Annotated in this window: 15 protein-coding genes; 5 read left to right on the top strand and 10 right to left on the bottom strand. The window is 60.8% G+C overall.

Annotated elements, in window-relative coordinates; translation table 11 throughout:
• Positions 1 to 32: 32 nt before the first annotated feature.
• Entirely contained in the window at positions 33 to 212 is a 180-nt protein-coding gene (locus tag A9K68_RS18965) for a hypothetical protein (protein ID WP_065010053.1), read from the bottom strand.
• 172 nt (positions 213 to 384) lie between these two features.
• Here A9K68_RS18965 and A9K68_RS31355 point away from each other — a divergent pair, with 172 nt between their 5' ends.
• On the top strand, positions 385 to 741 hold the full coding sequence (locus A9K68_RS31355; protein ID WP_203546941.1) for a hypothetical protein: 357 nt from the start codon (positions 385 to 387) through the stop codon (positions 739 to 741).
• Positions 742 to 1,138: 397 nt separating this feature from the next.
• Here A9K68_RS31355 and A9K68_RS18955 read toward each other — a convergent pair whose 3' ends face one another.
• Positions 1,139 to 1,318: a DUF3606 domain-containing protein gene (locus A9K68_RS18955; protein WP_065010050.1), complete on the bottom strand. Its 180-nt coding sequence runs from the start codon at positions 1,316 to 1,318 to the stop codon at positions 1,139 to 1,141.
• Positions 1,319 to 1,871: 553 nt separating this feature from the next.
• On the opposite strand from A9K68_RS18955, the gene A9K68_RS18950 reads away from it, so the two are divergent.
• The gene (locus tag A9K68_RS18950; RefSeq protein WP_065010049.1) at positions 1,872 to 3,119 is read left to right on the top strand and encodes a hypothetical protein; all 1,248 of its coding nucleotides are present in this window, start codon (positions 1,872 to 1,874) and stop codon (positions 3,117 to 3,119) included.
• On the opposite strand, the gene A9K68_RS18945 is transcribed toward A9K68_RS18950, so the two are convergent.
• The 6 genes from A9K68_RS18945 to A9K68_RS18920 all read right to left on the bottom strand — a co-directional run bounded on the left by A9K68_RS18945 (position 3,100) and on the right by A9K68_RS18920 (position 6,694).
• Entirely contained in the window at positions 3,100 to 3,660 is a 561-nt protein-coding gene (locus tag A9K68_RS18945; RefSeq protein WP_156768440.1) for a hypothetical protein, read from the bottom strand. The two genes, A9K68_RS18950 and A9K68_RS18945, sit on opposite strands and share 20 nt — an antisense overlap.
• Complete coding sequence (locus tag A9K68_RS18940) at positions 3,636 to 4,229, bottom strand: hypothetical protein (protein ID WP_065010047.1); 594 nt, start codon at positions 4,227 to 4,229, stop codon at positions 3,636 to 3,638. Before A9K68_RS18940 ends, A9K68_RS18945 begins: the two co-directional genes overlap by 25 nt.
• A complete protein-coding gene (locus A9K68_RS18935; RefSeq protein WP_082982553.1) occupies positions 4,226 to 4,759 on the bottom strand; it encodes a hypothetical protein in 534 nt (177 codons plus the stop codon). The genes A9K68_RS18940 and A9K68_RS18935 overlap by 4 nt, the downstream gene beginning before the upstream one ends.
• Before the next feature lie 303 nt (positions 4,760 to 5,062).
• The gene (locus tag A9K68_RS18930; protein ID WP_065010045.1) at positions 5,063 to 5,419 is read right to left on the bottom strand and encodes a VOC family protein; all 357 of its coding nucleotides are present in this window, start codon (positions 5,417 to 5,419) and stop codon (positions 5,063 to 5,065) included.
• A gap of 29 nt (positions 5,420 to 5,448) precedes the next feature.
• On the bottom strand, positions 5,449 to 5,862 hold the full coding sequence (locus A9K68_RS18925) for an SRPBCC family protein (RefSeq protein ID WP_246811188.1): 414 nt from the start codon (positions 5,860 to 5,862) through the stop codon (positions 5,449 to 5,451).
• 52 nt (positions 5,863 to 5,914) lie between these two features.
• On the bottom strand, positions 5,915 to 6,694 hold the full coding sequence (locus tag A9K68_RS18920; protein ID WP_065010044.1) for a helix-turn-helix domain-containing protein: 780 nt from the start codon (positions 6,692 to 6,694) through the stop codon (positions 5,915 to 5,917).
• Between the two features lie 490 nt (positions 6,695 to 7,184).
• Here A9K68_RS18920 and A9K68_RS18915 point away from each other — a divergent pair, with 490 nt between their 5' ends.
• Both A9K68_RS18915 and rimO read left to right on the top strand, forming a co-directional pair.
• A complete protein-coding gene (locus tag A9K68_RS18915) occupies positions 7,185 to 7,871 on the top strand; it encodes a TerC family protein (RefSeq protein ID WP_065010043.1) in 687 nt (228 codons plus the stop codon).
• Between the two features lie 184 nt (positions 7,872 to 8,055).
• A complete protein-coding gene (rimO, locus tag A9K68_RS18910; protein ID WP_065010042.1) occupies positions 8,056 to 9,369 on the top strand; it encodes a 30S ribosomal protein S12 methylthiotransferase RimO in 1,314 nt (437 codons plus the stop codon).
• Between the two features lie 128 nt (positions 9,370 to 9,497).
• Here the strand turns inward: rimO and A9K68_RS18905 are convergent, their stop codons facing one another.
• Positions 9,498 to 10,340 carry a LysR family transcriptional regulator gene (locus A9K68_RS18905; RefSeq protein WP_246811187.1) on the bottom strand — a complete coding sequence of 281 codons (843 nt, stop codon included), beginning with the start codon at positions 10,338 to 10,340 and terminating at the stop codon, positions 9,498 to 9,500.
• A 178-nt stretch (positions 10,341 to 10,518) separates the two neighbouring features.
• Between A9K68_RS18905 and A9K68_RS18900 the strand changes: the two genes are divergently transcribed.
• Positions 10,519 to 11,823 (top strand): beta-propeller fold lactonase family protein, encoded by a 1,305-nt coding sequence (locus tag A9K68_RS18900; protein WP_163603049.1) that lies wholly within the window; start codon positions 10,519 to 10,521, stop codon positions 11,821 to 11,823.
• Between the two features lie 122 nt (positions 11,824 to 11,945).
• Here the strand turns inward: A9K68_RS18900 and A9K68_RS18895 are convergent, their stop codons facing one another.
• Positions 11,946 to 13,013 (bottom strand): BMP family ABC transporter substrate-binding protein, encoded by a 1,068-nt coding sequence (locus A9K68_RS18895; protein ID WP_065010039.1) that lies wholly within the window; start codon positions 13,011 to 13,013, stop codon positions 11,946 to 11,948.
• Between the last annotated feature and the right edge of the window lie 39 nt (positions 13,014 to 13,052).

Below are 13,052 nucleotides of genomic sequence, written 5' to 3'. Positions count from 1 at the left end.
CGGCCACAAGCGTGTCCGTTCGGCACCTAGTGTCAACGCCGCGATTTCAACAGCCGGGCCTCACGCAACAATGAATTCCAATTGGTGCCGATCAGTTCGATCAGCACCCGAGCATCAGACTCCGAGATGCCTGTTTGCCTGGCCAATTGCCGGGCCAAAGTCTCGACGGCAGACCCGCTATCCGGCCTTCCCTTACTATCATCCTCGCTCATAGGGCAGCTCCATAGAGCCGAACGCAGAGCGAGGCCGAATGTTTCTTTAAAGCAACCCGAATTACGGGAACCTTCTGGCCAATTCCGCGGTTTCGCTTGGCCAACAGGAGGAACGGGCCACGCTGGAGCGTGAGGCCAAGGGAATGCAGTCATGAACGAGTGTTGTCCGACTATGACGAGGATGCCCGATCGAGACCGTGGTCAACTGTCGCCTGGGAATGATCTAGAAATTCACCGCTTCGCCAAGGAAAACGGCGTCCGGTCCGACCAAGTGCGCGAGCTGATCCGGCGGCATGGGGCCAGCCGTGCGGTGCTAACGGAGGTCATTGCGGCGCTTCGAAGACGAAGTCCGGCAGTGGCACTCTCGGATATTGACCTGCCGCCCGTAATCGGCAAGCGGCAGGGCAAATGCGAGGCTGATCATTTCAACCCCTGTCCGGTCTGTGGCCAAGTTTTCGACATGCGCGATTGGCGCCAGGCAACGTGGCACGCGCAGCCGGAACATGAGCCACTGGATATGGACGGCTGAGATTGGTAGCTGGTGGACTAGGGGTTCTCGTCAGCGAAGTCTATCCCTCCCCGCTCAAGCTCCTCCTGAAGCTCCACCGCCAACGCAAGAAGCCTCGGTGGCAAAGTCTGTTCGCCGTCCAATCTTAGCAGATCTCGAAGCTTGCGTCGGTAGTCTTCCGATCTGATCAACTCTCGGAAGGCACGGTCTTTGTCGTGAGTTGCCATAACGATCACCTTTGGTGCGCAACTCTTTGATTGCTGAAGAGTTCCGCAAGGGACGACGTGTTTGCTGCAGCATCATTCGTGGAGGTCGAATGCTACCGCGCGTCCGAACGCCGGAGCTGCCGTCACGATAAGCTCGATCAGCGCCTTGTCCGTGCATTCGAGATGAGGGCCATCTTGGCGAACCGCTGCTACTAATCATCTTTCTTCAAATCTTCAGCTTCGGCCCTCAGCCGCTGCCAGTCCGCGCCGTGCTTGCGAAGCAATGCCCGTGCCTGTTTGGGCGTTACGTCTGTCATCTCCGCCAGGTGCTCAACTTCAAGTTCTGCACCCTTCTTAACTCGGCTCGTGTCGCTCGTCCTCTTGTCCGCCATCTGTGGCGTCCTCCTTGGCCCACTGTCAGTGGCAACGAATGTTGAACGTTGTGGTTCCGCCCCTGTGGAACTGACTGCCGGCCGTGTAGTTCTACCGCCGACGGAGATCTCAAATGCTTCGATTCCTAATCGGTCTTGGCGCGCTGTATGCGGCATTTCAAATCGGCCGGGAGTTTGGCCGCACAGAGGCGGAGGTCATCCAGATTCCACCCGACGATTGGCGTCCGACGCCCGGAAACGGCGCAGAGTTCGGCGAGCGGACCTAGGAGGACTGGTAGCTCCCTCAAGTTCGCGCTATCTACGCGACATTGGAGCGAGCAAACCAGTACTCCGCGTCCCCAAAATCCTACGAGGACGCTATCTGCCTCGGAACTAATGCCGGGGCGATGTGACTAGTAGGATGCGCTGAGGATGAGCTTGATCCGCCTAACCACGAAGAAGCGCCGGAGCCGGCAGTCCCTCCGCCAATGCAACCCCTCCTTTTGGATTTGGGGGATCGTCTGGCGAAACAACATCTTAAGTCCGGACCGGAGCACAAAAGTCACCCGAGGCGATGACCACGACGATTGACGACATATACCGGCCTCTTGCAGTAACCACGCGGTTGCTTGTCCAGTGCTGGCCGCAGCTATTGCTGGTCGGCTGCCTCGGTGTGATCGCTCATGATCTGCTGCTACAGGGCGCCGTGACAATCGGCCTCCAATTCCCGCTGGGCGGAATGGTCATGCTGTCGCTGGTGATTCTCGCCAAGCTGACGGTGCTGGTCATGATGTTCGTGGTGCTCCGGCCGCATATGCCGGCGGTGGCGGCACTGAGGAAACAAGCAAAAAAGGGAGCGGACGAAACAAAACGCGAGCCGATCCTGGCGATTACCGCCGCTGCGATCCTGCCTTTCTTCGCCTATTACGCCGCCTGGGGCTTTCTTGGCGATACGGTTCGCGAATATTCGCGCATGGCGCTGGCCCAAGCCGAACTCGGCAAGAGCGTCGACATCTTCGCCATTCTTCAGTCAAGCGGCGTGGTACTGTCGATCGTCATTTGCTGGCTGGTGCGTTTTGCCGCCAAGCGACTGAATGCGCGCGCCTCTCACCCCTACTGGCGGCTGCTGATCGTGGCGACGGACGCAGCTTGGGTCTTCATCGGTCTCTACGCGCTCGGCGTATGGAAAGACCAGTTCATCCGCTGGCTTGGCGCAGGCGCGGCGCTGCAGCTCAGCCTCGATTTGTTTGCGCCGGTAACTTCGGCGGCTGCCGCCGGCCAGTTCGTTCCGGTGGAATTCCGGCCGCTTCCCTTCGGAGAGCAGCTTCAGAATCTTTTCTTTTTCGCGTTGCTGCCGATTGTCTGGCTGGTGATGGCGGCGATCATCAACGGCTATGAGCTTTCCGCGCCGGCCGCTCCCGGTCCTGCGCTATCGCGCACGGCCTCATGGCAAAATTGGCTGAAGGATTTCGCGACGCACTTCGTTGGCGGCTACCGCAGCCGCTATTCGCCGGTCTGGACTTGTCTCAAGCTGACGCTCAGTGCCGGCCTTGCGACGCTTGTCACCTTCGTCATCGCCTATCGGGCCATCTCCTGGATCGGCGCCTGGATGTGGTATGGCCTGACAAGACTGATCGGAGCGCATGATCTCGCAACTTGGCAGATCTTCGCCGACACCATCAGCCTGTTCATCGGCAGCCCAAGCGAACTCGACGGAGGAATCCTGCTCGACGCAGTCCGAGTCGCGCTGCTTGCAACCGTGCTCGAGACTGCAGTCGTCATGGCTGGCGAAGCACGTGGCGTCAGGTCCGCGGCTCGCTGACGCTGAGATGATTCGGTAGCGCCGAGTAGAGGCCAATCGATAGCGTGAGGCTGCTCGCCGCAGGCGGAATCGAAAAGCTGGCAGCCATCCGTGCCGGCTTGCCGGGCTCGGCCGCCGCGAACGCCATGCCGCCACACAGGGACCGTTGCTGGGCCTCCGGATATTGCTTCCTGACCATCGGATCGGCAAATAGGGTTGGCTGCCATTCGCGACCGCTTCCGTCGGAAAGCCGCACCTTGCATGGAACGGCGCCGAGCGCCTTCGGGTCAGCTGCGAGAGCTTCGAATTCGGCGAGGACGACGGCGTTTCCCTCACTGCCTGCCAGTCTGGTGATGCGCGTCACGGTCCAGCTTGCGCCGGCATAGTCGATCGGTTGCCCCAAGGTCGCAGATAGCGGCTGGCGCAAAAATTGGGAGCGCCAGTCCTTGATGCTTCCCCACGTCTGCACGACTAGCGCGGCAGGCAGCGCAACCACCAGCGCCGTCATGCTCAGCCGATAACCTCGCCGCGTTGACATCACCTTTGCGGGAGAACTGTCCATGGCGGCCTTTCTTCGTTGCGGCGGATAGTAATTGCGGGCTCGATGTCTTTGCCGGAAACATCCGTGGTGATGCGGATCTCATCGTCGAGCGGCAGCAATTTTGTGCGTGCGACCACTACGGTCCCGCCGGCGACGGCTTCTTCCGGCACTTCGAACACCAGAAGGACGCGGCGTGGCAGGCCGGGCTGATAGGCATCGCCCGGCATCATTTCGATCGTCGCCGGCAGCCGGTCGGTGAGGACATAACGGATGCCGCTGCCGCTCAGCCACTCACCCGATGTGAGACGCAAGGTCTCGAATTTCGCCTCCGCCTCGCCTTCGACCACAACCCATACGCCGGAACTCGTGTAGGTCTTTGACTTCCCGAAGGTCTCGACGTTGAGGATACGCGCGACCCTGGCGCTGTCCAGCGAAAGCGCGAACGCGCCAGCCTGGACACGCTTGTTCATGCCGCCCGAAGAGACTATCGGCGATGTAATGTCGCTGTAGAGCGGACGCGTATGCTGCATGCCGTAGAGCACGGCGGCAGCGAACAGCAGCGCAAGCACCGAACGCACCATGCGCATCATAGCGCCTTTTCCACCGGCAGATCGACCGTCGCAACGGGATCTCGGTCGTACCACCCGCTTGCGCCGTAGAGATTGTCGCGCAGCTTGTAGATTTGGCCGGTAACGGTGATCGTCACCTTGTCCGGCACGGGCACATCGGCCGGCCACTCCCAGGCCATGGTCAGGCGTTCCGGCATGTTGGGATTGAAATATCCCGCCAGATACTTGTCGCGATCGAGATAAACCGTTGGCATCGGCAGCTTTTGCGCCGGCGCGCTGAGCGTCACGGTGCGATAGAGCACGTTGTTTGGAGTGGCGGAACGGTTCACCACGTCCAGATCCACCATCAGAAGCTGCACCGGCTGCGACGGAGGAACGCCTGTCGGCGGCACTGTTCCGACACGTGCCGTTCGCAAGGTTACGAACCAGCGACCGGTATCGATCTGCTGGCCTGCCTGCACGACGGGCACCTCTGGCGGATGGGCAGCTTCGTAGAGCGTCATCGAAAACGAGATTGCCGATGCGGCCAGCCCGCCCAGGCCTGCAATCAAAAAAGCATACAGCCTTTGCCGTACTGTCGTTCGTGTTCGTTCCGTCATGCTTCGTGCGGTATGCGATGGTCCTCAGGCCAGCCTTATACGATGCGAGCTACGCCATCGGACAATAATTTTTACAACAGCAGCGCTGGCCTCTCTAAGGTGGTTCATACCAGCCGCGCAGTCGAATCCTTGGTAGCTCGCCCAGTCAGTATTCACTATCCGCTCTTGGCGCCAAGAGCGGCATTAAGCCCCGACGGCCCGCCCAAAACCATTCGAAGAGGCGCCGGGCTCGGCTCGGCGCCCGCTTCCGCTTTCTCACTTGCCCGACCACACGGCCAGCTCGTAGCCGTCCGGGTCGGAAAAGTGAAAGCGGCGGCCGCCGGGGAAGGAATAGGCGGGCTTGACAATCTTCCCACCGGCCTCCTCGACGTGGCGCTGGGTCTCGTCAAGGTCGTCGGCATAGAGGATCACCAGCGGCCCGCCTGCCGCCTTGCTCTGGCCACCGAGGGCGAAGCCGCCGGTCAGGCGGCCGTCGTTGAACTCGCAATAGCTCGGCCCGTAGTCGTTAAAGGACCAGCCGAAGGCCTTGCCATAGAAGTCGCGCGAGCGCGCGATGTCACCGACGGAAAACTCGACATAGTCGATGCGCTTGTCGTTGCTGGATTTGGCCATGATCTTCTCCTTTCCTGATCTTGGGAAGCTCAGCGTTCGAGCATTGCCTTAAGGGTGTTGAGGTCGCGCTCTACCGCCGCGGCGTCGGCAGCGAAGATCTCCTCCGTCATGTCCGGCATCCTCAGGAGCACGAACATGACCTCCGCGCCGGTTCCGTTGGGAACCACGCGCACTGCATTGCGGGTTTCCTTGCCATCGGCAAAGACGATGTGATCGAGGACACCGAATTCATTGGGCCGGGAGAAACGGATGCGGATGGGCCGGCCGTCGGGGTCCTCCGCGGTCCATTCCTCGCCCGATCTTTCGAAGCGCCGGCCGAGGCCTGCCGCCCAGCGCTGGAAATTCTCCGGGGTGGAGGCGAAGTCGTAGACTTCGCGCCAGTCCCGGTCGATGGACTGGTGATGATGCGGGATTTGTAGATCGTCATATCTGCCTCCTTTCAACGAAGGCAGACTAGGGGGAGTTGGCGGTGGCGTATTGAACGAAACGGCCAGTTCAGGCGCCGAGCTGTCGCAGAACCGTCGCGGGCGAGAACCCCGACAGGCGCCGCACCTCGCGCGTGAGATGCGCCTGGTCCGAATAGCCCGCCTCGAACGCAAGATCGACAAGGCGCGGCTCGGCGGACTGCCGCGCCAGGTTCAAAAACCGCTGGAAGCGGAGAATGCGGTCGAGCGTCTTCGGACCATAGCCGAAAGCCTCCTGGCAGCGGCGGCGAAGTGTTCGCGGGCTGACGTCGAGCCGATCGAGGATCACCGCCATGCCCGGACCGGCGGATTCCGTTTTCAGCGCGTTGAAAGCAAATCCCATGTCCGGAGGCGGCGGCTTGACATCGGGCGCAAGCCTGGAGAGCGCCGCTTGCATCGCCCGCATCCGCTCCGCCGTGGAGGATGCATCGCCAATTCTCTGGGCGATTTCGCGCGCCAGCGCCCCCCAGAACTGGCTGAGCCCTATCCGGCCGCCGACGATCTCCGACATCGGCAGCCCGAGCCACCGGCTTGCCGCACCCGGTCGGAAGCGGGTGCCGATCACAGTAGAGCCGGGTGTCAGCGTAGAGAGGGCAACGGCCACGTCGGGGCCCGCTACGACCAGATCGCCGTCGATCCAGGTGATGTCGACGCAACCGTCGGGGACCACGGCCGATAAGCTCCCCGCGTCCGGGCGCAATGTATTGGACCAGACACACAGGAAATGCCTTTCGAGTGCGGCCGGAGGATCGAACTCGCGGTACTCCCCGATCGCCCCGGAAAGGACGGGTCTGTTGTCGTCAGACGTCACGAGCCTCTCCTGTGAGGAACACTTTCTAAGGCATCGTACTCTTCGGTCCCCGAAATCTATCGCGGTGGCGGCGTGCTTCAACCGGTGCTGTCGTTCTCGATCAAACCCTGCATCGCATGGTTGCGACGCCAGGCGGAACTGGGCAAGTGTCGAGGATTCCACCAATCGTAGAGCGGTCGTGAGCGGAGTCGCGACCTTGGCGCATGCGCGGCTCGCGCCATCCAGCCGACGATTTCGCACCGATTGCCGCATGACATCATTTTTTACTATCCCGATGCCTGCAGAGGGCTGCTTGGCATGAGCAGTTTCGACAGATTTTCCTTGCAGGGGCGCCATTTGCGTTCTGGTTTCGGGGTCATCTTGATCACGGCAGCTCAGGCGGTTGCCGGCCTTGTTCTCAAGCCCTCTCTTGACGCGCGGGAACCATACACGTTAGGCGTTCGGGCACCCCACGCGAACGATTGGCGACCAAGCAAGGAAATTCCGGCTGATGGAAATTTTTACCGCCGCTGGCCTCGCGGCTCTGCTCCAGGTCATCGCCATCGACCTTGTGCTTGCCGGCGACAATGCCATCGTCATCGGCCTTGCCGCGGCAGGCCTGCCGTCGGACCAGCGCAAGAAGGCGATTCTCGTCGGCATTGCGGCGGCCACCGTGCTCCGCATCTTCTTCGCACTAATCACCCAGTGGCTCCTTACAATCGGCCCCATTCTTCTTATAGCCGGCGGCCTGCTGCTGCTTTGGGTGTGCTGGAAGATGTGGCGCGAACTCCGTGTCAGCCACGAGCAGGAACATGACGCGACGGAATCGTTGTCGAATGTCGATTACGACAAGAGCGGGACGATCGGCGGCAAAGGGCCGCGCAAGACCTTCGCTCAGGCAGCCTGGCAGATCGTCATTGCCGACGTTTCGATGTCTCTCGATAACGTCCTTGCAGTCGCAGGCGCGGCAATGGACCATCCGACGGTCCTGATCATCGGCTTGGCGCTGTCGATTGCGCTGATGGGCTTCGCCGCTTCGTTTGTCGCACGCCTCCTGCATAAGTACCGCTGGATTGCCTATATCGGCCTCGTGATCATTCTCTACGTCGCCGTGAAGATGCTTCTGGATGGTGCCGTGCAGCAGTTCCCCGAACAGTTTGCGTTCCTGGCGCCGTGGTTCGGACCGGGCGGTCATTGAACCTGACCCTTTAGCAGCTCAGGCCCGCCGAGCGGCGCCAAGCCATTCCCCGGTTTGCTTGATTGCGGAACTATGCTATTGCGCCGCGCAAATTGAGCTTTTGCGAAGTTCTAAAGATCAACATGTATCGAGACTTCCGGGCCGGGCCTCAGGGTTTCCGGCCCGCGTCCATTGGAAACCGCACATGTCTGCCCCTCGCGTCAGTTTCGTAAGCCTTGGATGCCCGAAAGCCCTCGTGGACTCGGAGCGCATCATCACGCGCCTGCGCGCCGAAGGCTACGAGATCGCGCGCAAACATGACGGCGCCGATCTGGTCGTCGTCAACACCTGCGGCTTTCTCGATTCGGCTCGTGATGAATCGCTCAATGCCATCGGCTCCGCCCTTTCTGAGAACGGCAGGGTCATCGTCACCGGCTGTCTAGGCGCCGAACCTGACGTAATCCGCGAGAAACACCCCAACGTTCTCGCCATCACCGGTCCGCAGGCCTACGAGAGCGTGATGGCTGCAGTGCATGAGGCAGCACCCCCGAGCCACGATCCCTACATCGACCTTTTGCCGCCGCAAGGCGTCAAGCTCACGCCGCGCCACTATGCCTATCTCAAGATTTCGGAAGGCTGCAACAACCGCTGCACCTTCTGCATCATTCCGGCGCTGCGCGGGGACCTCGTCTCGCGACCGGCGGCCGACGTTTTGCGCGAAGCCGAGAAATTGGCCAAGGCCGGCGTTAAGGAGATACTGGTCATTTCGCAGGACACCAGCGCCTACGGCATCGACATCAAATACCAGACGAGCATGTTCGGCGATCGCGAAGTGCGGGCGAAATTCCTCGATCTGTCGGAGGAACTCGGCAAGCTCGGCGTTTGGGTACGCATGCACTATGTCTACCCCTACCCGCACGTCGCCGATGTCATCCCGCTGATGGCCGAAGGAAAAATCCTTCCCTATCTGGACATCCCGTTCCAGCACGCCTCGCCGCAGGTGCTGAAGAACATGCGCCGGCCGGCTCATGGCGAAAAGACGCTCGACCGCATTCGCGGCTGGCGCGAAATCTGTCCGGATCTGGCGATCCGCTCCACCTTCATCGTCGGCTTCCCCGGCGAGACCGACGACGATTTCGAAATGCTGCTCGACTGGCTGGACGAAGCGAAGATCGATCGCGCCGGCTGTTTCAAATACGAGCCTGTCAGGGGCGCCCGCTCCAATGATCTCGGCCTCGAACAGATACCGCGGGAGATCAAGGAAGCGCGTTGGCACCGCTTCATGCAGCGCCAGCAGAAGATCTCGGCGACGCAGCTCGCCAGGAAAGTCGGCAAACGCCTGCCTGTCCTGATCGACGAGGCGCATGGCACCTCGGCGAAGGGCCGGACCAAATACGACGCGCCCGAAATCGACGGCTCGGTGCATATCCAGTCGCGCCGCCCGTTGCGCGCCGGCGACATCGTCACCGTCAAGATCGACCGCGCCGACGCCTACGATCTCTACGGTTCGGCGGTCTGATCGCCGGCGGGCGAAGACCCTTTCTGCTAGAGCATTTTGCAGCCAAACGTCTTCGTTTGGCGTCCGACAAAATGCTTTAAAATAGAGAGTTAGAGCGCGGTTTTGGTTCGACCAAAACGCAAAGCGCTCTAGGACGTGACTGTTTCGCTTGCACGGATAAGCATCCGCCTGAGCCACGCGTGACCAGAGTCGCTGTCGTTCCTCCGATGCCATAGCAGAGTTTCCTGATAACCGAAGTAGTCGAAGGGCAGCGGAAAAGAGCGCACGCGCGGCCAATTCGTCAGCCGGATCACGTTTGCCGACAAGGTGCAGATCATGTCCGTCTGGGCGATGATCGCCGGCACGGCGAGCGCATAAGGCAGGCTCATTGCGACGGTCCGTTTCAGGCCGCGGTCGTCCAGAAGGCGATCAATGTAGCCCTTCAGATCGCCGACATGAGTGACCAGCAAGTGCGGATACTTCAGAAAGAGTTCGAGCGTCATCGCGTCGCGGATCTCAGGATGCTCTGCCGAGACGATCGATAGCCAGTTCACGTGGAAGAGTGATGCACGTTTGATCGTTGTCGGCGCATCGGGCAGGATAGTGATCGCAAGGTCTATCGAGCCCTTCTCGAGACAATCGACGATTTCCTGTCGGTGTAGGCTGCGCAGGACGATCGAAATTCTCGGCGCCGCTGAACGGAGCATCGGCATCAGTCTGGGCATTAAAGTCGCCGCGATGTGATCGGTGGTCGCGATCCTGAAGATGCGACCCGATCGCTCCGGCGAGAACTGGCCGAATCCTCCCAGCGCATCCTGGATCTGCCGTAGCGCGGCCCGGATCGGATCGGCGAGGTCGAGCGCCTTTTCGGTCGGCCGCACGCCATCGGCATGACGGACGAAGAGATCATCGGCGAAGAGCCGACGCAGATGGGCGAGGCGCTTGCTCATCGCTGGCTGGCTGAGCCCGATACGGGCTGCCGCCGCGCTCACGCTGCCTTCACTGAGCAGAGCGTCGAAGGCGACAAGCAGGTTCAGATCGATCGAAGCCAGATTCATGCTGGACCTCCGAACTCTTATTACTGAGTGGAATATTGAGATGTCAAATATCGATTTGACGACTGAAAGCGAACCCCGAAAATAGGCGCCTTCAATCGATATGGAGACATCCATGCGACGCTGTTCTCTCGCTGCTATTCTTCTATTCCTGATGCCGGACCTCTCAAGCGCTCAGCCGGCCGAAAGTCGCGGAGGGATCGTCTTTGCGTTGTCGGATGTCGATATGGTGCCGACCGTCTACGAGACGGGCGAGCTCGGGCCTCCAGATCCTCACAATCGGGATACGCTGTCCATCATCACCTCGCCGACAGAGCGGTCTCGCCCTGTTGCGATGACGGAGGTTTCGAATTCGACCTATGGGCCGCCCGGAGCACTAGACGTCTCCCTGGATGGCCAGTTCGTTTTCGTCGCCGAAACCTTCCGTCAACGCTCCGAACGGGCGACCCGCCTCGACGAGTTGCAGCAAGGCGACACGATCCGATCGCTCCAGTTCGATGGCGGCCACTCGGCGGTGGTCGACAGCGTGAGGATCGGAATCCAGCCGCAGGCGATCCATCTCAATCCTGCTGGCGATCTCATCGCCGCAATTACTGCCGACGCCGAACACGAACTCACTTTCGTTCCGGTCAGAGAGGGTCGGTTCGGCCAAGCATCCAGCTTCGGTCTCGGTCTTGAGCCGTCAACGGGTTTCATTCCATTGAAAGCGACCTGGGTGCAGTGGCATCCAAGCGGCCGGTATGTCGGGGTCAATCTCGTCGACCGTGGTCAGGTTGCCTTCTACGAGGTGCTGCGCGGAGAGGACGGAGCAGTTTCTGCTATTCGTCCCTGGGGCAATCGCATCCAGACGAACAAGTTCCCGTTTGTTGGCCGCTTTTCGCCGGACGGCCGCTACTACATCACCTCCGATGTTCAATGGGGAATCGATACGGCTGGTTTCTATGGCGTTCAGGAGGGCATCCTCACCACAGTCCGGCTTGCCGATGTCGGGACGACGGGCGACGCAGCAAGGCACACCGTGCCTCACATCGCGCTTGGTGGCTGGGGCGCCGAGACGATCGCCTTCAGCCCCGACGGCCGCTTTCTTGTCACGTCCAATCTTCGCGGCACCGGTAAGCCAGATGGCTCGCGCGACTGGACGGAGCACGCGTCGCTCAGCCTCTATCAGCTGGACTCTGAAACAGGACGGCTATCGCCGCACGGCGAATGGCCGCTCGCAGGCGTGCTGCCGCAAGGACTCGCTTTTGATCGCACGGGACAAAAGCTCTTCGTTGGCGTGAACCGTTACCGCAATGAGGAAGCGCCGCTTGGCGGCGCCGTCGAGATATGGCAGATCACTACGGATGGGCGCCCGGCGCTCGCTCCCACATCGGATCGTATCAGGCTGCCTACGGGCGTTCACACGATAGTCGCCCGCTGAACTTTCGTGAGTGGGATTCGCAAGCCGGGCAGGTAAACCTTCGAAGCTCTGCAGATGAAAAGAGGGCGCCCAAAGGCGCCCTCTCCTGTTCCGGCGAAAGCCGGCCGAGCCAAGGCTTGCGCTTACTGCGGCAGCTTGTCGTCGACGCCCTTGACGTAGAAGTTCATGCCGAGCAGCGTGGCGTCATCGGCGACTTCGCCGTCCTTCAGCCACGGCGTTCCGTCCTGCTTGGCAATCGGCCCGCTGAAAGGATTCCATCCGTCGATAATCTTCTTCTCGGTGGCTTCCGCCATCGCCTTCACGTCGTCGGGCATGTTGGTGTAAGGGGCCATCTTAACGGCGCCGTCCTTGATGCCCAGCCAGACATTGCCGGGCTTCCAGGTGCCGTCGAGTGCAGCCTTCACCCGGCCGATATAATACGGCCCCCAATCGTCGACGATCGAGGTCAACTGTGCCTTGGGAGCGAACTTGATCATGTCCGAAGACTGGCCGAAGCCCTGTAGGCCGCGCTCTTCGGCGACTTGCAGGGGAGCGGTCGAGTCGGTGTGCTGGACGATGATGTCGGCGCCCTGGTCGAACAGAGCCTTGGCGGCATCGGCTTCCTTGCCCGGATCGAACCATGAATTTACCCAGACGATTTTCGCCTTGAAATCTGGCTTGATTGACTGGGCACCGAGCATGAAGGAATTAATGCCCATCACCACCTCGGGAATCGGGAACGAAACGATGTAGCCCGCGACGCCCGACTTCGATTGCTTGGCGGCGATCTGGCCGAGGATGTAGCGGCCTTCGTAGAAACGTGCGTTGTAGATGCCGAGGTTTTCGGCCGTCTTGTAGCCGGTCGCGTGCTCGAACATCACGTCGGGGAACTTCTTGGCGACCTTTACTTCGGGGTCCATGAAGCCGAAGGACGTGCCGAAAATGATCTTGCATCCTTCGCGCGCCAGGCGCTCGAAGGCACGATCGGCATCGGGACCCTCGGAGACGTTCTCCAGATATGCGGTCTCGACCTTGTCGCCGAGTGCCTTCTCTACGTCCAGGCGGCCCTGGTCATGCTGGTACGAATAGCCGAAATCGCCGATCGGGCCGGTATAGACCCAACAGGCTTTCAGTTTTTCCTGCGCTTCGGCGGTCGCTGCCAGCGACAATGCTGCCGCCGCGGCCATCAGCGCAATAAGCAGTTTTTTCATCGTGTTACCTCTCTGAGTTAAGCCTTGGAGCTTCCCGTT

Source organism: Mesorhizobium sp. AA22 (assembly GCF_001672375.2).
Lineage (GTDB): Bacteria > Pseudomonadota > Alphaproteobacteria > Rhizobiales > Rhizobiaceae > Mesorhizobium > Mesorhizobium wenxiniae.
This window is presented reverse-complemented; position numbering and strand designations above follow the sequence as displayed.

Bases quoted from the DNA above. Each gene is read 5' to 3' on its own strand.
- A9K68_RS18965 (WP_065010053.1), bottom strand. From the start codon at position 212: ATGAGCGAGGATGATAGTAAGGGAAGGCCGGATAGCGGGTCTGCCGTC.
- A9K68_RS31355 (WP_203546941.1), top strand. From the start codon at position 385: ATGACGAGGATGCCCGATCGAGACCGTGGTCAACTGTCGCCTGGGAAT.
- A9K68_RS18955 (WP_065010050.1), bottom strand. From the start codon at position 1,318: ATGGCGGACAAGAGGACGAGCGACACGAGCCGAGTTAAGAAGGGTGCA.
- A9K68_RS18950 (WP_065010049.1), top strand. From the start codon at position 1,872: ATGACCACGACGATTGACGACATATACCGGCCTCTTGCAGTAACCACG.
- A9K68_RS18945 (WP_156768440.1), bottom strand. From the start codon at position 3,660: ATGGACAGTTCTCCCGCAAAGGTGATGTCAACGCGGCGAGGTTATCGG.
- A9K68_RS18940 (WP_065010047.1), bottom strand. From the start codon at position 4,229: ATGATGCGCATGGTGCGTTCGGTGCTTGCGCTGCTGTTCGCTGCCGCC.
- A9K68_RS18930 (WP_065010045.1), bottom strand. From the start codon at position 5,419: ATGGCCAAATCCAGCAACGACAAGCGCATCGACTATGTCGAGTTTTCC.
- A9K68_RS18915 (WP_065010043.1), top strand. From the start codon at position 7,185: ATGGAAATTTTTACCGCCGCTGGCCTCGCGGCTCTGCTCCAGGTCATC.
- rimO (WP_065010042.1), top strand. From the start codon at position 8,056: ATGTCTGCCCCTCGCGTCAGTTTCGTAAGCCTTGGATGCCCGAAAGCC.
- A9K68_RS18900 (WP_163603049.1), top strand. From the start codon at position 10,519: ATGCGACGCTGTTCTCTCGCTGCTATTCTTCTATTCCTGATGCCGGAC.
- A9K68_RS18895 (WP_065010039.1), bottom strand. From the start codon at position 13,013: ATGAAAAAACTGCTTATTGCGCTGATGGCCGCGGCGGCAGCATTGTCG.